This is a genomic window from Serratia sp. Res13-Sevr-LER1-36-b (genome assembly GCF_015673035.1).
Lineage (GTDB): Bacteria > Pseudomonadota > Gammaproteobacteria > Enterobacterales > Enterobacteriaceae > Chania > Chania fonticola_C.
The window spans coordinates 60,884-81,613 of sequence record NZ_JADACK010000002.1; the positions used below are offsets into that span (position 1 = coordinate 60,884).

Consider the following 20,730-nt stretch of genomic DNA (forward strand, 5'->3'; position numbering starts at 1 on the left):
AGCATTAATTCCCTTCGAAGGTGGCGTCTGGTGCAGCTGTGGCTTCAGCAAAAGCCTGGCCCATCCGGGTTATGGTGCCGTTGTTCAGGTGCGGTGCGAACTGCACGCTGCCAGGTGTGAACAGGTTGATGACCGTGGAACCGAGTTTGAAGCGGCCCATCTCTTCACCTTTAACCAGGTGGATCGTGCCTTCCATGCCTTCGGCTGGATAGGTCCAGCGGCGGATGATGCCTTCGCGGGGTGGCGTGACGGTACCGGCCCAGACGGTTTCGATGCTGCCCACAATAGTCGCACCGACCAGGATCTGCACCATCGGCCCAAAGGCGGTATCGAATACGCAGATCACACGCTCATTGCGCGCAAACAGATTCGGCACGTTGGCGGCGGTCAGCGGGTTAACCGAGAACAGATCGCCCGGTACGTAGATCATTTCGCGCAGTATGCCGTCACAAGGCATATGGACGCGGTGATAGTCGCTTGGGGCCAGATAGGTGGTGGCGAACAGGCCGTTACGGAAAGGCTCCGCTAACAGATAGTTGCCAGCCAGCAGGGCTTCCAGCGTGTAATTATGGCCTTTGGCCTGGAAAATCTGATCGTCGCGGATCGCACCGAGCTGGCTGATGGCACCATCTGCCGGCAGTGCCAGCACGTGAGGCTCGGCTACGATCGGGCGTGCGCCATCACGTAATGGACGAACAAAGAATTCATTGAATGTGGTATAGGAGGCTAAATCCGGGTTCTGTGCTTCCTGCATCTGCACGCGGTAATAGCGGGCAAACGCTTTTACCACCAGCTTCGTCAGCCAGCCGGCCTTTTTATCTGCGCCCCAGCCCGCCAGGCGGGTTAACGCCAGCTTTGGCAGCCAATACTGTAATTTTATCTTGATGCTATCCAGCACATTAACCTCTTGAAAGGGGATATAAGGGCGGGGATGGCGATTAGCGCCACCCCCGCACTGTGGATCAGTTATCTGCGTCCGAGAAGTTTTTGCGGGTTTTAACCTGCGCCATGCTTTCCAGGATGCGGTGATAGTTGTCGAAACGCTCTTTGGCTATCGCGCCACTTTCCATCGCGGCGCGAATGGCGCAGCCCGGATCGGTGTCGTGGCGGCAGTCGCGGAATTTACAACCGCCTAAATAGTCGCGGAATTCGACATAGGCCTGGGTGACTTGCTCTGGCTCCAGATGCCACAGACCAAATTCACGCACGCCAGGGGAGTCGATAACATCACCGCCATGTTGGAAGTGATACAACCGCGCCGCCGTGGTGGTATGTTGCCCCAGGCCGGAGACGTCGGAAACCTGATTTACCAGAATTTGCTTTTCCGTCTGCGGCAGCAGAGCGTTCAACAGGCTGGATTTGCCCACGCCGGACTGCCCGGCAAAGATGCTGATACGGTCGACCAGTGCCTGTTCAAAGGCTTCCATCCCTTCGCGGGTCTGGCTGGACACTTCGAGAACGCGATAGCCAATATGGCGATAGATGTCCATCATTCCGTCGACCACCTTACGCGCTTCGGCGTCCAGCAGGTCGATCTTGTTGAGCACGATCAGAGGCTCGACTTGCAGCGTTTCGCAGGCGACCAGGTAGCGATCGATCATATTGAGTGAAAGTTCGGGCAAAATGGCCGACACGATGACGATCTGATCGATATTGGCGGCGATGGGTTTAACGCCGTCGTAGAAATCAGGGCGGTTCAGCACCGAGGTTCGTTCATGCACCGCTTCTACGATGCCTTTGACCCCCGCATGAGTGCCTACACCAGGGCGCCAGACCACGCGATCGCCGGTAACCAGCGAACGTAGGGTGCGGCGAATGTTGCAGCGATGCTGGACGCCGTCTGCGGCTTCCACATCTGCATGCATGCCAAAGCGGCTGATGACGATCCCGTCCTGCGGTTCGCCCAATTGGGAATCATCCAGCTCCGGCTTGTTGTCAGTACGCTTCAGGCGACGCTGATGGTTGGCCTGTACGCGGCGTTCTTGACCTTTGGACAGTTTGTTCTTACTCACTGAGCCTCACTTGAATCGGCATTTATCGCTCGGGGCGAGCAAAAAGGCTATGATACACGCTATTTTATATTAAATAACCGTTCTTGACCGCCACGCACGCTGGCATTAGCCGCGGGTTTGCCCGTGGTTTATTTATCTTTCGGCTTTTACGCAGGAAAAATCATGACAGGAAACGAAAACAACCTGATTTGGATCGATCTGGAGATGACCGGGTTGGACCCTGAACGCGATCGTATTATCGAGATCGCGACGTTGGTGACCGATGCCAATTTGAATATCCTTGCCGAAGGACCGGTGATCGCAGTGCATCAATCAGATGAGCAACTGGCGCGGATGGATGACTGGAATGTGCGCACGCATACCGGCAGTGGGCTGGTGGAGCGCGTTAAAGCCAGCCAGCATGACGATCGTGCAGCCGAGCTGGCCACTATCGCTTTCCTGCAAGCGTGGGTGCCAGCGGGTAAATCACCAATCTGTGGCAACAGCGTTGGCCAGGATCGCCGTTTCCTGTTCCGCTATATGCCGCTGCTGGAGGCCTACTTCCATTACCGTTATCTGGATGTCAGCACCCTGAAAGAGCTGGCGCGCCGCTGGAAACCGGAGATCCTGCCAGGCTTCAAGAAGCAGGGCACCCATCAGGCGTTGGATGATATCCGCGAATCCGTTGCGGAACTGGCGTACTACCGCGAGCATTTTATTCAGCTGTAGTCGGGATCAAGTTAAAAGGGGGCGGAGGATTAATCCACGCCCCCTTTTCTATTGCGGGGTTCTAGGGTTTGGCTTTAGGGACGAAGGGCGGTTTGGCAAACCAAACCAGCACGATGGCTAGCAGAAACACGCCAGCCAACGCATATGAAATATCATTGAAGGCGATCTGTGCGGCCAGTCATGAGCCTGCCACAATCTCGTCCCGCCTGAGAGCGGATAGCAAGATAGCGTTTATCGACATGATAAACAGTGTCAGCCCCAACCCCTGTAAACAGTTGAATCAGCGCGATATGCTGGAAATCAATATCAATGACAAAGTCTGAGTGCAGGTAAGGGGCCGTGGACAGCAGGATGAAAGTCCCGCAAAACAGGTTTTTGCCTATCCCGGCATGAAAATTCACCATTTAGGTGCTTAAAGCAGCAATCAAACAAAATTCGCGTTTTTTTGCTTTCAGGGGCTTGCGGCGAAAAGGATTTCTCGTATAATGCGCACCCCGTACCGATGAAGAATTTCGTTCTATTACACCATCGTTACGCCGGGCGGGAATAGCTCAGTTGGTAGAGCACGACCTTGCCAAGGTCGGGGTCGCGAGTTCGAGTCTCGTTTCCCGCTCCAACTTCAAAAATGCTGCTGATGTAGCATGATGAAGAAAAAGTAGTTAAAGTAACACCCATGCGACGCGGGAATAGCTCAGTTGGTAGAGCACGACCTTGCCAAGGTCGGGGTCGCGAGTTCGAGTCTCGTTTCCCGCTCCAAAAATTTCAAAGGCCATGCTGTTGATTGTTGGCCGGATGCTTCAAGCATATCAATGCGGGAATAGCTCAGTTGGTAGAGCACGACCTTGCCAAGGTCGGGGTCGCGAGTTCGAGTCTCGTTTCCCGCTCCAAATTTATCTCCAGTTAGATTCAATCCTACGCCGCTTCCGGTGTGACTTTCTTTCAGTTATACATACTCCGAAAATATGTTGTGAACAGAGTTATCCACAGATTCTGTACATAATACCTTCTGTGCAAAATTGCAACGCCTCACAAATGAAATTTATATCTTATTGATAATAATCAACATTTATTTCTTATAAAACGTTATCTCGATCACTTGCTCTTTTTGTGACGCTTGAAAGACAACGCATTTTTATTTTTATGCACAAATCCACAGGGAGAGTCTGAGGGTTTTCTAAGCATCCCTCGGTAATCCTTTCTCAACCGCCCGAATTAAACGTTTTTTCTGCATAGTCTGCACCTCAACCGCCAGGGCTTCACGGCGTGCAAGCTGTTGAGCCAGTGCCCAACTGATGTGCTCGTCCAGCATCGGATCCTGACCTTGCCGAGTCTGCAAGCTGATAACGATCTGATCCAGATAAGGGGCGTTGCCGAGTGCTACCGCGATATTGCGTAACCAGCGCAAATGGCCGATACGCCGGATGGCAGAGCCTTCGGTGATACGGAGAAACTTCTCCTCATTCCAGCCAAACAGCTCGATCAACTGCGGGGCATGCAGCGCAGCGCGGGGGCTGAAATCGTCTTCATCCGTCAACTGCGAGAAGCGGTTCCACGGGCAAATGAGCTGGCAATCGTCGCAGCCGTAGATTCTATTGCCCATCAGAGGGCGGAATTCTTCTGGAATAGCGCCTTCCAGCTCGATGGTCAGGTAGGAGATGCAGCGCCGGGCATCGACGGTGTAAGGGGCAACTATCGCACCGGTGGGGCAAGTGGTGATGCAGGCGACACAGCGGCCACACTGCTCTTCCTGCGGCTTATCCACCGGCAGGGGCAGATCGATTAACAACTCGCCCAGGAAAAACCAGGAGCCAGCGTCGCGGTTGAGGATCAGTGAGTGTTTACCAACCCAGCCGATGCCGGCTTTTGAGGCCAAGGCTCGCTCCATGATGGGGGCCGAATCCACAAAGGGCCGGAAATTCAGTTCACCGCAATAAGCCTGGATTTGATCGCCGAGTTTTTTTAGCCGTTGGCGTAGCAGCTTGTGATAATCACGCCCCAGCGCATAACGGCTAACGTAGCCCAACTGAGGGTTTTTTAACGTACTGGCGAACGCGGCTTTCGCGGGTAGATAGTTCATGCGCACGCTAATCACCCGCAGTGTGCCGGGCAATAATTCATGTGGCCGCGCGCGCATCATGCCGTGACGTGCCATCCACTCCATCTCGCCGTGGTATTGCTTATCCAGCCATGCCTGCAATCGGGGTTCTTCCGCGCTGAGATCGGTATCGCAGATCCCTACTTGCTGGAATCCTAGCGATTGCCCCCATTGCTTGATATGTTGGGCGAGTTGATCGAGATCGAGGGGGTGTGTCATGACGGGCCATAGTGAGAAACAATACTGTTCCAGTTTACCACACTCTGTTTGGTCTGCAGACTGGATCCGCCAGGCTGAACCTGCTGCTGCCGCAACGCTGGGCCTCTCCTTGTATTCGTTAATGGAGCGTGCCGGTGCGGCGGCTTATGAGCTGGCGTGCGACCAGTATCCGGCCAGCAGGCATTGGCTGGTGCTATGTGGGCATGGCAATAACGGTGGCGATGGTTATGTGGTTGCTTGTCTGGCCCGTGCGGCGGGCATCAAGGTGACGCTCATTGCCTGCGAAGGCGTTCGTCCATTGCCGCCAGAGGCCGCTACCGCCCAGCAAGCCTGGTTGGAAAGCGGCGGAGAAGTCCTGCCCGCGACCAGCCGTTGGCCAGAGGATGTCGATCTCATCATTGATGGATTGTTAGGCACTGGGTTGGGGGCGGCCCCCAGAGCGCCCTATGATGCCCTGATCGAAGCGGCCAACCGAGCCGATGCGCCAGTGGTTGCTCTGGATATTCCTTCTGGCCTGCTGGCTGAAAGCGGATCCGTACCGGGAGTCTCGATCCGTGCGGCCCATACGCTGACTTTTATTGCACTCAAACCAGGGTTGCTGACCGGGCAGGCTCGTGATTGGGTGGGGCAACTGCATTACAGTACGCTAGGATTGGTGGATTGGCTGGCAATACAGTCCCCGCAGATCGAGCGTATTACGGCTGGCGATTTGGGCAGATGGCTGAAGCCTCGCCGCCCTTGTTCTCATAAAGGGGAGCATGGTCGTTTACTGTTGGTGGGGGGCGATCACGGCTTTGGCGGGGCAATCCGCATGGCCGCGGAAGCGGCACTGCGGTCCGGCGCTGGGCTAGTGCGAGTGCTTACTCACAGTGAAAACATTGGGCCGCTGCTGACCGCTCGGCCTGAGTTGATGGTGCAGCGCCTGAGTGATGATATCCTGCAACAGGCGCTGGACTGGGCCGATGTGGTCGTGATTGGCCCGGGACTTGGCCAGGGCGATTGGGGCCGCAATGCGTTGCAACAGCTGCAAGCCAGTGATAAACCAACATTATGGGACGCAGATGCGCTTAACTTACTGGCATTACACCCCGAGAAGCGTCAGAATCGTATTATTACCCCGCATCCTGGTGAAGCCGCGCGATTATTGAGCTGCCGCACCGCTGATATTGAGAGTGATCGCTTACTTGCAACCCGCAGGTTGGTCGCGCAATTCGGCGGCGTTGTGGTGCTGAAAGGCGCAGGCACCTTGATCGCTGATGAGCATGGACAGATGGCGATCGCCGACGTTGGCAATGCTGGCATGGCATCCGGTGGCATGGGAGATGTGCTGTCGGGTATCATTGGCGGTTTGTTGGCACAAAAGCTGCCGCTGTATGATGCTGCCTGCGCGGGCTGCGTAGTGCACGGCGCAGCGGCGGATCATATTGCTGCAAAACAAGGAACAAGGGGATTACTGGCCACCGATCTGCTGGCGGTGATCCCTCATTACGTTAACCCTGAGTTGGCAAAATAGACATTATCGAATGAAAGAACTCGTTTTACCGCTGCCGGATGAGGCAGCCACAGTCGCACTGGGGGCCGTCTTGGCCCTGGCGTGCGATCGTGCCAGCGTGATTTATCTTTATGGGGATTTGGGTGCCGGTAAAACCACCTTCAGCCGCGGCTTTTTGCAGGCGTTAGGCCACCAGGGCAATGTGAAAAGCCCAACCTATACGCTGGTGGAACCTTATGCGCTGCAACCGTTGGCGGTCTATCACTTTGATCTTTATCGCTTGGCCGATCCGGAAGAACTCGAATTTATGGGTATCCGCGACTATTTTGCCCAGGACTCGATTTGCCTGGTGGAGTGGCCGCAGCAGGGTACCGGCGTGCTGCCCGATCCCGATCTGGAGCTGCATCTCAGTTACCAAGACGAAGGGCGTCAGGCGAAGCTCCAGGCGGTTTCCGCCTATGGCGAACAATTATTAGAAAGTATCCAGAGGCAACAAGGATGACGCAGCAATGATGTATGGGTTAAGAAGATTTGCTGTAATTGCCTTGCTTGCGTTGCTGGGGCCGTTTGGTGCCTGGGCGGCATCGTCCCTCTCGGACGTCAAAGTGACCAATGCTCAGCGTGAAGCCACGGTATCGGTGAGCTTTACCGGTCCTCCGGAGTATACCTTCGCTACGTTACATGGCCCGGATCGGGTGGTGCTGGACGTTACCCAAACGGGCAAGGTGGGCGGCCTGCCGTTGAACTTCAGCGGCCAAAACCTGGTAAAAAGAATTCGCTCCAGTCAGCCGAAAAATGCGCAAACCGTACGCTTGGTGTTTGATTTAACCCAACGTGCCAAAACCCGTGTGGCGACGCGTCAAGAGGGTAACAGTTACATTGTCGTCTTCACCATCACCTCAGAAGCCAAGACGACGACCAACACTGTCCGTAAGGCGCCGGTTCCTGTGCCTGTGCCGGTGGTGAGTGAGCCAGTACGTAAAGCGCCGGTCACGTCGAGTAGCGCCAATCCATTTACTCCGAAGTCGGCTGCGGTATCAGGCACGGCAACCAGCATTACCCCACGTAGCAGCCGGGTGTCCGCCGGTTCTGGCGATCGGGTAGTGGTGGCGATCGACGCCGGCCATGGTGGACAAGATCCTGGCGCTATCGGGCCAAACGGCCTGAAAGAGAAAAACGTCACCATTGCTATCGCGCATCGTCTGCGTGCGCTGTTGGATGCCGACCCGATGTTCAAAGCGGTGATGACGCGTAACGGGGATTACTTTATTTCGGTGATGGGCCGTTCTGACGTGGCGCGCAAGCAGGGGGCCAACGTGTTGGTGTCTATCCACGCGGATGCCGCGCCGAATCGCAGTGCCAAAGGGGCTTCGGTTTGGGTATTGTCCAATCGCCGGGCTAACAGCGAGATGGCCGGTTGGTTGGAACAGCACGAGAAACAGTCCGAGCTGCTGGGCGGCGCGGGCGATCTGTTGGCCAACAGCCAGGCCGACCCTTATCTGAGTCAGGCGGTGTTGGATCTGCAGTTTGGTCATTCGCAGCGCGTCGGTTATGACGTGGCCGTTAAGGTCTTGCAACAGTTACAGGTCGTAGGTTCATTGCACAAACGCCGTCCGGAACACGCCAGCCTGGGAGTGCTGCGTTCACCGGATATTCCATCGCTGCTGGTGGAAACCGGGTTTATCAGTAATAGCACGGAGGAGCGACTGCTGGGCAGTAGCGCATATCAGGATAAAATTGCACGGGCGATCCACAACGGCCTACGCAGTTATTTCCTGGCGCATCCGCTACAAGCCGACCCAAAGGTGGAAAACCGCCCGCTGGACGTCGCAGCGGCGGTTAACTCCACGACAGAGGATCTCAGACAGCCTGAGCCGGTGACCAGCCCGGCCAGAAGCAGCGCCAGTGTAGGAAAAACGCAGATCCATGTGGTGAAGCGGGCGGAAACGCTTTCCGGCATTGCCGATAGCTATGGCACCAGCATGGCGGCGCTACGTGAGCTGAACAAGCTGAAAAAAGACGGCGTCTGGGTTGGCCAGCGTCTGAAGGTCCCCGCTGGGAAAACGGCGGCAGCACCAGTTCAGGCCAAGGCCAAGGCAAAAAGCGCTAAACCGAGCAAACATAAGGTGACTCGCGGTGATACGCTGTCATCCATCGCTGCGCGATATGGCGTCAGCGTCAGCGAGCTTAAACGGGTTAACAAATTAAAGTCGGATGTTGCGCCGCTGGATCGGACGCTGATCATTCCGTAGGCTTGATGCCAACAACAGAGGGAGCCCCATGCCTATCCAGGTGTTACCGCCACAGCTAGCCAACCAGATTGCCGCCGGAGAAGTGGTCGAACGGCCTGCGTCGGTAGTCAAAGAGCTGGTAGAGAATAGCCTGGATGCTGGGGCAACGCGGATTGATATTGATATCGAACGCGGCGGGGCCAAACTGATCCGCATCCGTGATAACGGCTGCGGCATTGCCAAAGCCGACCTGGCCTTGGCCCTGGCGCGCCATGCCACCAGTAAGATCAGTACGCTTGACGATCTTGAGGCCATAGTCAGCCTGGGCTTTCGCGGCGAAGCGTTGGCCAGTATCAGCTCGGTCTCCCGTCTGATGTTGACCTCACGCACGGCGGAACAGAGCGAAGCCTGGCAAGCCTACGCGGAAGGGCGCGATCAGGCGGTCACCGTCAAACCGGCAGCTCATCCGGTGGGCAGCACGCTCGAAGTGCTCGATCTGTTTTACAACACCCCCGCACGGCGCAAGTTCATGCGCACCGAAAAAACCGAATTTGGCCATATCGACGAAGTGGTGCGGCGCATTGCGCTGGCGCGTTTCGATGTGGCGATCAACCTCAGCCACAACGGCAAGCTGATGCGTCAGTATCGCGCGGCAAAAGAAGAAAGCCAGCATGAGCGGCGTCTGGCCAGCATTTGTGGCCCTGCCTTCTTGCAGCATGCGCTGGCGATTTCCTGGCAGCATGGCGATCTCAGCATCCGCGGCTGGGTGGCGGATCCGCAAGGAGCGCGTCAGCTTGGCGAAATGCAGTATTGCTACGTCAACAGCCGGATGATGCGCGATCGGCTGATTAATCATGCCATTCGTCAGGCATATCAGGATCAGTTGAAAGACGATCAACTGCCTGCCTATGTGCTGTATCTGGAAGTGGATCCGCATCAGGTAGATGTCAACGTTCATCCGGCCAAGCATGAGGTGCGTTTTCATCAGGCTCGGCTGGTACATGATTTTATCTATCAGGCGGTTACCACGGTGTTGCAGCAGGCGGGTAATGCCGCGCTGCCATTGGCTGAAGAGTCCGCTGCGCAGGAGGCTCCCGCCTGGCAGCCGGAGAACCGCGTTGCCGCCGGTGGTAACCACTTCTCCCAGCCTGCGCCACAGCGTGAACGTCAGCCTGCTGAACTCTCCGCTGCCCGTGAACGTGCCCCGCAGCCAGCCTATCAGGCCGGTGCGGGTTACCAAAAGCGTGAAGGCGAGCTGTATGGCAAGCTGTTGCAGGCTACGCCGCCAGCAGATACGGTAAAACAGCCGCTGTTCCCGCCGGTTAACGCCGTGCAGGAAACACCGCTCGCCGGTAGTCAGCACAGTTTTGGCCGCGTTCTGATGATTTGCCCGCCGAGCTATGCGCTGGTTGAACAGCGTCAGCAGTTGGCGTTACTGAACCTGACCATGGCCGAACGTTGGCTGCGTCAGGCGCAGCTTTGCCCGCCTGAAGAGGGATTACGGCCACAGCCGCTGCTGATCCCGATTAAGCTGACGTTGAATAAAAATGAAGCGGCCGCCTGTGTGCAACATCAGGCGCTGCTGGTAAAAATGGGGTTGGAGCTGCAATCCGATCACGGCCGTGTGACTTTGCGCGCAGTACCTTTACCATTACGCCAACAAAATTTACAAAAGTTGATACCCGAGCTGTTAGGCTATCTGGCCGAACATCAGGAGATGTCGCCAACGGTGCTATCCATCTGGATCGCCAGCCAATTAGGCAGCGAACATGAAGTGTGGAACAGCTCGCAAGCGATACAATTGTTGACAGAAGTTGAACGACTTTGCCCGCAACTGGTCAAATCCCCTCCTGCCGCTCTTTTACAACCCGTTGATTTGCAGGCTGCATTGGCAGCACTTAAGCATGACTGAAATTGAAATGACCCCTCGTCCCCCAGCCATTTTTATCATGGGGCCAACGGCCTCAGGCAAAACCGCCTTGGCGATGGCGCTGCGTGAGCGCTTGCCCGTCGAACTGATCAGTGTCGATTCCGCCCTGATTTATCGCGGTATGGATATCGGCACGGCTAAACCCTCGGCGGAAGAGTTGGCCCAGGCACCACACCGTTTGATTGATATCCGCGATCCCGCGCAAGCTTACTCGGCGGCCGATTTTCGTGCCGATGCGTTGCGGGAAATGGCTGATATTACTGCCGCCGGGCGTATTCCGCTGTTGGTGGGGGGCACAATGCTTTACTTTAAGGCGTTACTGGAAGGTTTATCGCCGTTACCCTCTGCCGATCCCGCCGTGCGCGAGCAGATTGAGCAGCAGGCGGCGGAGCAGGGTTGGGAGGCTTTACACCGCCAATTGCAGGCGATAGACCCGGTTGCAGCCTTACGTATTCATCCGAATGATCCACAGAGACTCTCCAGAGCACTGGAAGTTTTTTTGATTTCGGGTAAAACTTTAACTGAACTGACTAAAATTTCGGGTGAATCGTTGCCGTATCATGTTCACCAATTTGCGATAGCGCCAGTCAGCCGGGAGTTGTTGCATCAACGTATCGAGCTGCGGTTCAATCAGATGTTGGCGGCGGGTTTTGAGGCGGAAGCGCGTGCACTTTTTGCACGGGGTGATTTGCATACGGATTTGCCTTCCATTCGCTGTGTCGGTTATCGCCAGATGTGGTCATATTTTTCTGGCGAGATTAGTTACGATGAGATGGTTTTTCGAGGTATTTGCGCAACACGTCAGTTGGCCAAACGCCAGATGACCTGGTTACGGGGTTGGGAGTCGGTTCGGTGGTTGGACAGTGAAAAGCCGGGAGAGGCTTTAGACTCGGTAACACAGGTTGTTAGTGCATAGGTTGAGTGATTGTGTACAATTGATGAGTATTCAGCGCGCAAATTTTTTAGGTCGTTTATTTTGAGCCGACAGGTTCTTGGTTAAAAACAACAAACAAATAAGGAAAAGATAGAATGGCTAAGGGGCAATCTTTGCAAGATCCGTTCCTGAACGCATTGCGTCGTGAACGTGTTCCGGTTTCTATTTATTTGGTGAATGGTATTAAGCTGCAAGGCCAGATTGAGTCTTTTGACCAGTTTGTCATCCTGTTGAAGAACACGGTGAGCCAGATGGTTTATAAGCACGCTATCTCTACCGTTGTTCCATCGCGCCCGGTATCGCACCACAGCAACACCCCGAGCAGCGGCGGCACCAGCAATTATCACCATGGTAACAACCCGTCTGCGCCGCAACAGCCGCAGCAGGAAAGCGATGACGCTGAATAAAGCGCGTTGCGAGTCAACCATGACGGGGAGCATAAGCAGCGCAGTGCTGTTTATGTCCCCCAAACTCGCGGTTTTGTTCCGTTTGAGAGGTTGCACGCTTGTTTGACCGTTATGAAGCCGGTGAGCAGGCCGTCCTGGTTCATATCTATTTCTCGCAAGACAAAGATACAGAAGATCTCAGTGAGTTCGAATCGCTGGTGTCCTCTGCGGGCGTTGAGGCTTTGCAAGTGGTTACTGGTAGCCGCAAAGCACCTCACCCAAAATACTTTGTCGGTGAAGGAAAGGCCGAAGAAATTGCAGATGCGGTGAAAGCCAGCGGCGCGTCTGTTGTCCTGTTTGATCACGCCCTTTCCGCAGCGCAGGAGAGAAATCTCGAACGTCTGTGTGAATGCCGGGTGATCGATCGCACCGGGTTGATTCTCGACATCTTTGCCCAGCGTGCCCGTACCCATGAAGGTAAGCTGCAGGTAGAGTTGGCGCAATTGCGCCATATTGCCACTCGTCTGGTTCGTGGTTGGACTCACCTTGAACGTCAGAAAGGGGGGATTGGCCTGCGCGGGCCGGGAGAGACCCAGTTAGAGACTGACCGTCGTCTGCTACGCGATCGCATCAGCCTGATCCTGCGCCGCCTTGAGCGGGTAGAGAAGCAGCGCGATCAAGGGAGACGAGCGCGTACCCGTGCCGATGTGCCAACCGTATCGCTGGTGGGTTACACCAACGCAGGCAAATCAACCCTGTTTAACCGAATTACGTCTGCCGGAGTGTATGTGGCGGACCAGCTATTTGCCACCCTGGATCCTACCCTGCGGCGTATTGACGTGGCGGACGTAGGCGATACCGTGTTGGCGGATACCGTAGGCTTTATCCGGCACTTGCCGCACGATCTTGTTGCCGCGTTCAAAGCGACACTGCAAGAGACGCGCCAGGCCTCTCTGTTGTTACATGTGATCGACGCTGCGGATACCCGGGTGGATGAAAACATTGAAGCGGTGAACTCCGTGTTGGCAGAGATTGAGTCGGATGAGATACCTACACTGTTAGTGATGAACAAAATAGATATGCTGGATGATTTTGTCCCGCGTATCGATCGCAACGAGGAAAATTTACCGATCCGAGTGTGGCTGTCCGCCGCCAGCGGTGAAGGTATCCCGTTGCTATTTCAGGCGTTGACGGAGCGCTTATCGGGGGAAATCGCGCATTATGAGCTGCGCTTACCGCCACAGGCAGGCCGTCTTCGTAGCCGTTTCTACCAGCTTCAGGCGATCGAAAAAGAGTGGAATGAAGAGGACGGCAGTATCGGCGTGGTGGTGCGTATGCCGATCGTGGAGTGGCGCCGCCTCTGCAAGCAGGAACAGGAACTGATTAACTTTATCGTATGATCATATCCTGTTACATTTGTGTGCCCGCTCAATAGAAGAGTGGGCTAAGCATTAGCCTGAAGTACCCAATCACAGAATAATGGAGCTAAAACATGGCGTGGAATCAGCCCGGTAATAACGGACAGGACCGCGACCCGTGGGGGAGCAGCAATAATAATGGCGGCAACTCTGGCGGTAACAATAAAGGCGGTCGCGATCAAGGGCCACCGGATTTAGACGACATCTTCCGTAAGCTGAGCAAGAAATTGAGCAGCCTGACCGGCGGTGGCAAAGGCTCCAACGGCAATAACAGCGGTGGAACGGGTTCAATCGGGCCTGGCTTCAGTGGCAAGATTGTCGGCATCGCTGCGGTTGCGGTGGTGGTGATCTGGGCCGCCAGCGGTTTCTATACCATCAAAGAAGCCGAACGTGGTGTGGTCACTCGCTTTGGTAAATTCAGCCATCTGGTGCAACCAGGTCTGAACTGGAAACCGACGTTTATCGATCAGGTTCGCCCGGTTAACGTGGAGTCGGTCCGTGACCTGTCCGCGTCCGGTGTGATGCTGACCTCCGATGAGAACGTGGTGCGTGTCGAGATGAACGTGCAGTATCGCGTTTCCGATCCGGCAGCCTATCTGTTCAGCGTAACCGATGCCAACGACAGCCTGAGACAGGCGACAGACAGCGCATTGCGTGGTGTTATCGGTAAATACACCATGGACAAGATCCTGACCGAAGGCCGTACTATCGTCCGTAGCGACACTCAGCGTGTACTGGAAGATACCATCCGTCCGTACAAAATGGGGATCACTCTGCTGGACGTCAACTTCCAGGCTGCACGTCCGCCGGAAGAGGTGAAAGCCGCGTTTGATGACGCGATCGCCGCACGTGAGAACGAGCAGCAATCCATTCGTGAAGCAGAAGCTTACGCCAACGAAGTTCAGCCGCGTGCCAACGGTGCTGCACAGCGCCTGCTGGAAAATGCGCGCGCCTACCAGGCCCAGACCGTTCTGGAAGCCCAGGGTGAGGTTGCTCGTTTCGCCAAGCTGTTGCCGGAGTACAAAGCCGCACCGGAAATTACCCGTGAGCGTCTGTACCTCGAAACCATGGAAAAAGTGTTGAGCCACACCCGTAAGGTGTTGGTGGCAGACAACAAAGGCAATAACAGTCTGATGGTGCTGCCACTGGATCAAATGCTGCGCGGTGCCGGTAAGCCGGTTACCGAAGGCAGCAAAGATGCCGGACAGAACCTTCTCGCCCCTGCGCCAGCCTCGACTCCTTCATCGGATGCGAGCACCAACAGTTCCAGCAGTGGTTCCATCATGGACCAACGCCGGGCGAATGCGCAGCGTAGCGACAACACACGCGTAGGGAGAGAATAATCAATGCGTAAGTCTTTCATAGTTATCCTCGCGGTGGTGTTGGTAGCCCTTTACGCCTCAATGTTTGTGGTTCAGGAAGGCGAGCGCGGCATCGTGCTGCGTTTCAGTAAAGTACTGCGCGACAGCGAAAACAAACCGCTGGTTTATGCACCGGGTCTGCACTTCAAGATCCCGTTTATTGAAACCGTGAAAATGCTGGATGCCCGTATCCAGACCATGGACAACCAGGCCGATCGCTTCGTGACCAGCGAGAAGAAAGACCTGATCGTCGACTCCTACCTGAAATGGCGTATCAGTGATTTCAGCCGCTACTACCTGGCCACCGGTGGTGGTGACGTTTCTCAGGCGGAACTGCTGCTGAAACGCAAGTTCAACGACCGTCTGCGTTCCGAGATTGGCCGTTTGGACGTGCGTGACATCGTGACCGACTCCCGTGGCCGTCTGATGGCAGACGTGCGTGATGCGCTGAACACCGGTACCGTGGGTGACGGCGAAGAAGCCGCCGCTACCGAAGCCGATGACGCTATTGCTTCTGCGGCAGCCCGTGTTGAGCGTGAAACCAATGGCAAACAGCCAGCGGTTAACCCGAACAGCATGGCAGCACTGGGTATTGAAGTGGTGGACGTCCGTATCAAGCAGATCAACCTGCCTGCGGAAGTGTCCGATGCGATCTTCCAGCGTATGCGTGCAGAGCGTGAGGCGGTAGCCCGTCGTCACCGTTCACAAGGTAAGGAAGAGGCTGAGAAGCTCAAAGCCACCGCCGACTACGAAGTGACCCGTACCATCGCGGAAGCCGAGCGTCAGGCGCGTATAACCCGCGGTGCGGGCGATGCGGAAGCAGCTAAACTGTTTGCCGATGCCTTCAGTCAGGATCCGGATTTCTACGCTTTCATCCGTAGCCTGCGTGCTTATGAAACCAGCTTCGGCCCTGGCAACCAGGACGTGTTGGTGCTGAGCCCGGACAGCGATTTCTTCCGCTACATGAAGTCGCCGGTTGCTACGCGCAACAGATAACGTCAGCATGATGGCGATCCCCGATAGCTTTCAGGCCATGGTTTGAAAGAACAGGGGTAGAACCAAGGCCCGTTTAAACGCGGGCCTTTCTTTTTTTGGGGGAAGGATGAATTCGACAATCTGGCTGGCGCTTGGGTTGGTTTTGGTGCTGGAAGGGCTGGGGCCGATGTTGTTCCCACAGGCTTGGCGTAAAATGGTTCAGGCAATGTCGCAACTACCCGATGCTACGCTGCGGCGTTTTGGTGGGGGATTAGTGGTTGCAGGCTGTGTGATCTACTACATGTTGCGTGCACACGCGGGGGTTTAAAGTTTAGCCGAAAAAGTACGCAATCGTATGCTAAAAGTGCTGAAACTGAAGAATTAGGGTGGTAGAATCCATTTTTAAGCAACCTGGTGATTTTAAAATGGGTAAGAACGTCGTCGTACTGGGCACCCAATGGGGTGACGAAGGTAAGGGTAAGGTCGTAGACCTGCTGACTGAACGGGCTCAATATGTTGTGCGCTACCAAGGTGGCCATAACGCTGGCCACACTCTGGTTATCAACGGTGAAAAAACCGTTCTTCATTTAATTCCTTCAGGTATCCTGCGTGAAAACGTGACCAGCGTCATCGGCAACGGTGTGGTTCTGGCGCCAGACGCGTTGATGAAGGAAATGGGTGAACTCGAAGCGCGCGGCATCCCGGTACGCGAACGTCTGTTACTGTCTGAAGCCTGCCCGCTGATCCTGCCTTATCACGTCGCCCTGGATAATGCGCGTGAGAAAGCGCGTGGCGCCAAAGCCATCGGCACCACCGGCCGCGGTATCGGCCCGGCTTACGAAGACAAAGTTGCCCGTCGCGGTCTGCGCGTTGGTGACCTGTTCGATAAAGCTACCTTCGCTACCAAGCTGAAAGACATCATCGATTACCACAACTTCCAACTGGTTAACTACTACAAAGTAGAAGCCGTCGATTACCAGACCACCCTTGACTATGTGTTGTCGATTGCCGATATCCTGATCGGGATGGTAGTTGACGTCTCCGAACTGCTGGACGGTGCGCGCAAGCGTGGCGATCTGATCATGTTCGAAGGTGCACAGGGTACGTTGCTGGATATCGATCACGGTACCTATCCGTACGTGACTTCTTCCAACACCACCGCTGGTGGCGTAGCAACCGGTTCTGGCATTGGCCCGCGTTACGTGGACTACGTGCTGGGCATCGTGAAAGCCTATTCTACCCGTGTAGGTGCAGGCCCGTTCCCAACCGAACTGTTCGACGAAACCGGCGAATACCTGTGCAAACAGGGTAATGAATTTGGTGCTACCACTGGCCGTCGCCGTCGTACCGGCTGGCTGGATGCGGTTGCCGTTCGCCGTGCCGTGCAGATCAACTCCCTGTCTGGCTTCTGCCTGACCAAGCTGGACGTGTTGGACGGCCTGAAAGAAGTGAAGATCTGTGTGGGTTATCGCATGCCGGACGGCCGCGAAATGACCACCACGCCGCTGGCTGCAGAAGGTTGGGAAGGTATTGAGCCAATCTACGAAACCATGCCGGGCTGGAGCGAAACGACGTTTGGTGTGAAAGACTACAGCAAACTGCCACAGGCAGCGCTGAACTACATCAAACGCATCGAAGAGCTGACTGATGTACCGGTAGACATTATCTCTACTGGCCCAGACCGTAGCGAAACCATGATCCTGCGCGATCCGTTCGACGCATAATCTGTTTACCTACTGTCACCAAACAAACCGGGCCAAGTCCCGGTTTGTTTGCCTCATGTATCCTCCCCGATGGCGTTTTCACCTCACAAAATCCTTTCGTTGCTCCGGTTGAGAGTCGGCTATGTACTAAATAATTAGCTGCGAACTCTCCGGCTGGTTTATCATCCAATAAGATAGTAAAGAAAATCGCCGAAAATCGGCAGATACCCAGAGGTAAACGTGCAGTTAACAAGTTTTACTGACTATGGCCTACGGGCATTGATCTATATGGCATCATTGCCTGCGGACAAAATGACCAGCATCTCTGAGGTTACGGAGGTGTACGGGGTTTCCCGTAACCATATGGTAAAAATTATCAATCAGCTGAGCCGTGAAGGCTTTGTAACCGCCGTGCGGGGTAAAAACGGCGGTATACGCTTGGGTAAACCGGCTGAGAGCATCCGTATTGGCGACGTGGTGCGGGCGCTGGAGCCGCTTTCGTTGGTTAACTGCAGCAGCGATTTTTGTCATATCACCCCAGCCTGCCGTTTGAAGCAAGTGCTCCAGCAGGCGGTAAAGAATTTCCTTGAGGAGCTGGATAGTCACACATTGGCCGACATGGTCGAAGACAATTCACCGCTCTACAAGCTTTTGCTTGTCGAATAAAGCGTTACTGAGAAGACAAGGCTCAGCGACACCCTGCTGATGACAACGGAGGAACCTCAATGTCACAAGATCCATTCCTGGAACGAGAAGCAGAAAAATATGAATCCCCAATTCCTAGCCGCGAATTTATTCTGGCCCATTTGGCGAAACGTGAAACGCCGGCCAGCCGCGAAGAGTTGGGCAATGAACTGAATTTATCCGGCGAAGAAGCGCTGGAAGCCCTGCGCCGTCGCCTGCGTGCGATGGAGCGTGATGGCCAGTTGGTCTTTACCCGCCGCCAGTGCTATGCCTTGCCGGAGCGTCTGGACCTGCTGCGTGGCACGGTGATCGGCCACCGCGATGGCTTCGGCTTCTTGCGGGTTGAAGGGCGTAAAGACGACCTTTATCTCTCCGCCGAGCAGATGAAAATGGCCATCCACGGCGATGTGGTGCTGGCTCAACCGCTGGGCGAAGATCGCAAAGGCCGCCGTGAAGCGCGTATCGTGCGCGTGCTGGTGCCCAAAACCAGCCAGATTGTTGGCCGCTACTTCACCGATGCCGGTACCGGCTTCGTGGTGCCGGATGACGGCCGCCTGAGCTTCGATATTCTGATCCCTGCCGATTCGGTCAGCGGGGCGCGGATGGGCTTTATGGTGGTGGTCGAGCTGACCCAGCGCCCAACGCGCCGCACCAAAGCCGTGGGCAAGATCGTCGAGATCCTGGGCGATAAAATGGGCACCAGCATGGCGGTGGATATCGCATTGCGTACCCATGAGATCCCGCATACCTGGCCACCTCAGGTGGAGAAGCAGGTTGCCGACCTCAGTGAGCAGGTGCCGGAAGCCGCCAAGAAAGGGCGTGTGGATCTGCGTCACCTGCCGCTGGTCACCATTGATGGCGAAGACGCCCGCGATTTCGATGATGCCGTGTACTGCGAGAAAAAACGCGGTGGCGGCTGGCGCCTGTGGGTCGCGATTGCCGATGTCAGCTACTATGTGCGCCCGCGCACGGCGCTGGATGACGAAGCCCGTAGCCGCGGCACCTCGGTCTACTTCCCGTCGGAAGTGGTGCCAATGCTGCCGGAAGTGCTTTCCAACGGCCTATGCTCGCTCAACCCGCAGGTCGACCGCCTGTGTATGGTGAGTGAGATGACCATCTCCGCATCGGGCCGTCTGTCTTCGTTTAAATTCTACGAAGCGGTAATGAGCTCCCATGCGCGCTTAACCTACACCAAGGTCTGGCATATCTTGCAGGGCGATCAGGAGCTGCGCGAGCAGTATCATCCGTTGGTCAAACACCTGCAGGAGCTGCATGCGCTGTATAAAGTGCTGGATCAGGCTCGTGCCGAACGCGGTGGTATCGCCTTCGAAACCGAAGAAGCCAAGTTTATCTTCAACGCCGAACGCCGTATTGAGCGCGTAGAGCCAACGGTACGTAATGACGCGCACAAACTGATCGAAGAGTGCATGATCATGGCGAACGTTGCGGCGGCACGCTTTGTTGAGAAGCATAACGAACCTGCGCTGTTCCGTGTGCACGATCGTCCAAGTGACGATCACATTTCCGCATTGCGCAGCGTGTTGAGCGAACTGGGCCTGACCCTGGGTGGCGGCCTGAAGCCGCAGCCGAAAGATTACGCCACTTTGATGGATGAAGTATCGGAACGTCCGGACCGTGAAATGCTGCAAACCATGCTGCTGCGTTCGATGAAACAGGCGATCTACGATCCGGAAAACCGTGGCCACTTCGGCCTGGCGTTGGCCTCTTATGGCCACTTTACTTCGCCGATCCGTCGCTACCCGGACCTGTCGTTGCACCGCGCCATCAAGTACGTGTTGGCGAAGGAGCAAGGTGAACAGAAAGAGCGCTGGACGCCAACCGGAGGCTGGCACAGCGATCTGGAAGAGATGCTGCAACTGGGTATGCACTGCTCGATGACCGAGCGCCGTGCCGATGAAGCTACGCGTAACGTAGCGGACTGGCTGAAGTGCGACTTTATGCAGGATCACGTCGGTGAAGTGTTTAGCGGCGTTATTGCCAGCGTCACCGGCTTTGGTTTCTTCGTCCGCCTGAGCGATCTGTTTATCGATGGTCTGGTACACGTGTCTACGCTGGATAACGATTACTATCGCTACGATAATATCGGCCAGCGTCTGATCGGCGAATCTTCCGGCATGGTCTATCGCCTGGGAGATACGGTGGAGATCCGCGTTGAGGCCGTGCATATGGACGAACGCAAGATCGACTTCGCCCTGGTTTCCAGCACCCGCAAACCGCGTGGTGAAGGCAAAACCGAGCGCGAACGTGCCAAGAATGGCGGCCAGCGTACGCTGCGCGACGGTGCTGGAGCGGGCCGCAGTCAGGCTCAACGTAAACGCCGTGGCGGCAAGACGCCTGCCAACTTTGAGCCAGACAGCGCCTTCCGTAAAAAAGATGGGGCCAAGGCCAAACCTGCAGACAAGGTGAAGCCAGACCCGAAGGCGAAAGCGAAAACCGATCCGAAGGCAAAAGCCAAAAAAGCGTCTGATAAAACCAAAAAGATAGCGGCCGCGACCAAAGCCAAGCGTGCCAGTAAGAAGAAAGGTGCCGAGCAGGGTTAACCTGCCGCACGTTATTATCCC

Annotated in this window: 18 protein-coding genes and 3 tRNA genes; 17 read left to right on the top strand and 4 right to left on the bottom strand. The window is 55.6% G+C overall.

Annotated features, from left to right (window positions below):
- Nucleotides 1-4 precede the first annotated feature (4 nt).
- Nucleotides 5-898 carry an archaetidylserine decarboxylase gene (gene asd / locus IMQ33_RS00395; RefSeq protein WP_196061375.1) on the bottom strand — a complete coding sequence of 298 codons (894 nt, stop codon included), beginning with the start codon at nt 896-898 and terminating at the stop codon, nt 5-7.
- 64 nt (nt 899-962) lie between these two features.
- Nucleotides 963-2,012: a small ribosomal subunit biogenesis GTPase RsgA gene (rsgA, locus tag IMQ33_RS00400; protein WP_024530196.1), complete on the bottom strand. Its 1,050-nt coding sequence runs from the start codon at nt 2,010-2,012 to the stop codon at nt 963-965.
- A 162-nt stretch (nt 2,013-2,174) separates the two neighbouring features.
- Here rsgA and orn point away from each other — a divergent pair, with 162 nt between their 5' ends.
- The gene (orn, locus tag IMQ33_RS00405; RefSeq protein WP_065684074.1) at nt 2,175-2,720 is read left to right on the top strand and encodes an oligoribonuclease; all 546 of its coding nucleotides are present in this window, start codon (nt 2,175-2,177) and stop codon (nt 2,718-2,720) included.
- Nucleotides 2,721-2,872: 152 nt separating this feature from the next.
- Here the strand turns inward: orn and IMQ33_RS00410 are convergent, their stop codons facing one another.
- On the bottom strand, nt 2,873-3,124 hold the full coding sequence (locus IMQ33_RS00410; RefSeq protein WP_196061376.1) for a hypothetical protein: 252 nt from the start codon (nt 3,122-3,124) through the stop codon (nt 2,873-2,875).
- A gap of 136 nt (nt 3,125-3,260) precedes the next feature.
- On the opposite strand from IMQ33_RS00410, the gene IMQ33_RS00415 reads away from it, so the two are divergent.
- The 3 genes from IMQ33_RS00415 to IMQ33_RS00425 all read left to right on the top strand — a co-directional run bounded on the left by IMQ33_RS00415 (nt 3,261) and on the right by IMQ33_RS00425 (nt 3,607).
- Nucleotides 3,261-3,336 (top strand) — tRNA-Gly (locus IMQ33_RS00415).
- Between the two features lie 64 nt (nt 3,337-3,400).
- Nucleotides 3,401-3,476: transfer RNA gene (locus IMQ33_RS00420), tRNA-Gly, on the top strand.
- Between the two features lie 55 nt (nt 3,477-3,531).
- Nucleotides 3,532-3,607 (top strand) — tRNA-Gly (locus IMQ33_RS00425).
- Nucleotides 3,608-3,894: 287 nt separating this feature from the next.
- Here IMQ33_RS00425 and queG read toward each other — a convergent pair.
- Nucleotides 3,895-5,034 carry a tRNA epoxyqueuosine(34) reductase QueG gene (gene queG, locus IMQ33_RS00430; protein ID WP_059199518.1) on the bottom strand — a complete coding sequence of 380 codons (1,140 nt, stop codon included), beginning with the start codon at nt 5,032-5,034 and terminating at the stop codon, nt 3,895-3,897.
- Here queG and nnr point away from each other — a divergent pair.
- From nnr to rnr, 13 genes are all read left to right on the top strand, one after another.
- Complete coding sequence (nnr, locus tag IMQ33_RS00435) at nt 5,033-6,547, top strand: bifunctional ADP-dependent NAD(P)H-hydrate dehydratase/NAD(P)H-hydrate epimerase (protein ID WP_196061377.1); 1,515 nt, start codon at nt 5,033-5,035, stop codon at nt 6,545-6,547. The genes queG and nnr overlap by 2 nt on opposite strands.
- Before the next feature lie 10 nt (nt 6,548-6,557).
- Nucleotides 6,558-7,028, top strand: a complete 471-nt coding sequence (gene tsaE, locus IMQ33_RS00440; RefSeq protein ID WP_065684077.1) for a tRNA (adenosine(37)-N6)-threonylcarbamoyltransferase complex ATPase subunit type 1 TsaE — start codon at nt 6,558-6,560, stop codon at nt 7,026-7,028.
- 7 nt (nt 7,029-7,035) lie between these two features.
- Complete coding sequence (gene amiB / locus IMQ33_RS00445; protein ID WP_161739926.1) at nt 7,036-8,778, top strand: N-acetylmuramoyl-L-alanine amidase AmiB; 1,743 nt, start codon at nt 7,036-7,038, stop codon at nt 8,776-8,778.
- A 28-nt stretch (nt 8,779-8,806) separates the two neighbouring features.
- Nucleotides 8,807-10,669 (top strand): DNA mismatch repair endonuclease MutL, encoded by a 1,863-nt coding sequence (mutL, locus tag IMQ33_RS00450; RefSeq protein ID WP_196061378.1) that lies wholly within the window; start codon nt 8,807-8,809, stop codon nt 10,667-10,669.
- Nucleotides 10,662-11,603, top strand: coding sequence for a tRNA (adenosine(37)-N6)-dimethylallyltransferase MiaA (gene miaA / locus IMQ33_RS00455; RefSeq protein ID WP_065684080.1), 942 nt, complete (start codon nt 10,662-10,664; stop codon nt 11,601-11,603). The genes mutL and miaA overlap by 8 nt, the downstream gene beginning before the upstream one ends.
- Nucleotides 11,604-11,716: 113 nt before the next feature.
- On the top strand, nt 11,717-12,028 hold the full coding sequence (gene hfq / locus IMQ33_RS00460) for an RNA chaperone Hfq (protein WP_021179001.1): 312 nt from the start codon (nt 11,717-11,719) through the stop codon (nt 12,026-12,028).
- A gap of 98 nt (nt 12,029-12,126) precedes the next feature.
- Entirely contained in the window at nt 12,127-13,407 is a 1,281-nt protein-coding gene (gene hflX, locus IMQ33_RS00465; RefSeq protein ID WP_024483336.1) for a ribosome rescue GTPase HflX, read from the top strand.
- A gap of 92 nt (nt 13,408-13,499) precedes the next feature.
- Complete coding sequence (gene hflK, locus IMQ33_RS00470; protein ID WP_065684081.1) at nt 13,500-14,768, top strand: FtsH protease activity modulator HflK; 1,269 nt, start codon at nt 13,500-13,502, stop codon at nt 14,766-14,768.
- A 3-nt stretch (nt 14,769-14,771) separates the two neighbouring features.
- Complete coding sequence (gene hflC / locus IMQ33_RS00475) at nt 14,772-15,782, top strand: protease modulator HflC (protein ID WP_021807553.1); 1,011 nt, start codon at nt 14,772-14,774, stop codon at nt 15,780-15,782.
- Between the two features lie 106 nt (nt 15,783-15,888).
- A complete protein-coding gene (locus tag IMQ33_RS00480) occupies nt 15,889-16,089 on the top strand; it encodes a DUF2065 domain-containing protein (protein WP_196061379.1) in 201 nt (66 codons plus the stop codon).
- Between the two features lie 97 nt (nt 16,090-16,186).
- Nucleotides 16,187-17,485: an adenylosuccinate synthase gene (locus IMQ33_RS00485; protein ID WP_065684083.1), complete on the top strand. Its 1,299-nt coding sequence runs from the start codon at nt 16,187-16,189 to the stop codon at nt 17,483-17,485.
- A 219-nt stretch (nt 17,486-17,704) separates the two neighbouring features.
- Nucleotides 17,705-18,130, top strand: a complete 426-nt coding sequence (gene nsrR / locus IMQ33_RS00490; protein WP_024483339.1) for a nitric oxide-sensing transcriptional repressor NsrR — start codon at nt 17,705-17,707, stop codon at nt 18,128-18,130.
- Nucleotides 18,131-18,189: 59 nt separating this feature from the next.
- On the top strand, nt 18,190-20,709 hold the full coding sequence (rnr, locus tag IMQ33_RS00495) for a ribonuclease R (protein WP_074032086.1): 2,520 nt from the start codon (nt 18,190-18,192) through the stop codon (nt 20,707-20,709).
- Nucleotides 20,710-20,730 lie beyond the last annotated feature (21 nt).

Excerpts from the sequence above, each read along its gene's own strand:
- hfq (WP_021179001.1), top strand. The coding sequence starts at position 11,717 with ATGGCTAAGGGGCAATCTTTGCAAGATCCGTTCCTGAACGCATTGCGT.
- queG (WP_059199518.1), bottom strand. The coding sequence starts at position 5,034 with ATGACACACCCCCTCGATCTCGATCAACTCGCCCAACATATCAAGCAA.
- IMQ33_RS00410 (WP_196061376.1), bottom strand. The coding sequence starts at position 3,124 with ATGGTGAATTTTCATGCCGGGATAGGCAAAAACCTGTTTTGCGGGACT.
- orn (WP_065684074.1), top strand. The coding sequence starts at position 2,175 with ATGACAGGAAACGAAAACAACCTGATTTGGATCGATCTGGAGATGACC.
- rnr (WP_074032086.1), top strand. The coding sequence starts at position 18,190 with ATGTCACAAGATCCATTCCTGGAACGAGAAGCAGAAAAATATGAATCC.
- hflK (WP_065684081.1), top strand. The coding sequence starts at position 13,500 with ATGGCGTGGAATCAGCCCGGTAATAACGGACAGGACCGCGACCCGTGG.
- amiB (WP_161739926.1), top strand. The coding sequence starts at position 7,036 with ATGATGTATGGGTTAAGAAGATTTGCTGTAATTGCCTTGCTTGCGTTG.
- tsaE (WP_065684077.1), top strand. The coding sequence starts at position 6,558 with ATGAAAGAACTCGTTTTACCGCTGCCGGATGAGGCAGCCACAGTCGCA.
- IMQ33_RS00485 (WP_065684083.1), top strand. The coding sequence starts at position 16,187 with ATGGGTAAGAACGTCGTCGTACTGGGCACCCAATGGGGTGACGAAGGT.
- mutL (WP_196061378.1), top strand. The coding sequence starts at position 8,807 with ATGCCTATCCAGGTGTTACCGCCACAGCTAGCCAACCAGATTGCCGCC.
- miaA (WP_065684080.1), top strand. The coding sequence starts at position 10,662 with ATGACTGAAATTGAAATGACCCCTCGTCCCCCAGCCATTTTTATCATG.
- hflC (WP_021807553.1), top strand. The coding sequence starts at position 14,772 with ATGCGTAAGTCTTTCATAGTTATCCTCGCGGTGGTGTTGGTAGCCCTT.
- nnr (WP_196061377.1), top strand. The coding sequence starts at position 5,033 with ATGACGGGCCATAGTGAGAAACAATACTGTTCCAGTTTACCACACTCT.
- IMQ33_RS00480 (WP_196061379.1), top strand. The coding sequence starts at position 15,889 with ATGAATTCGACAATCTGGCTGGCGCTTGGGTTGGTTTTGGTGCTGGAA.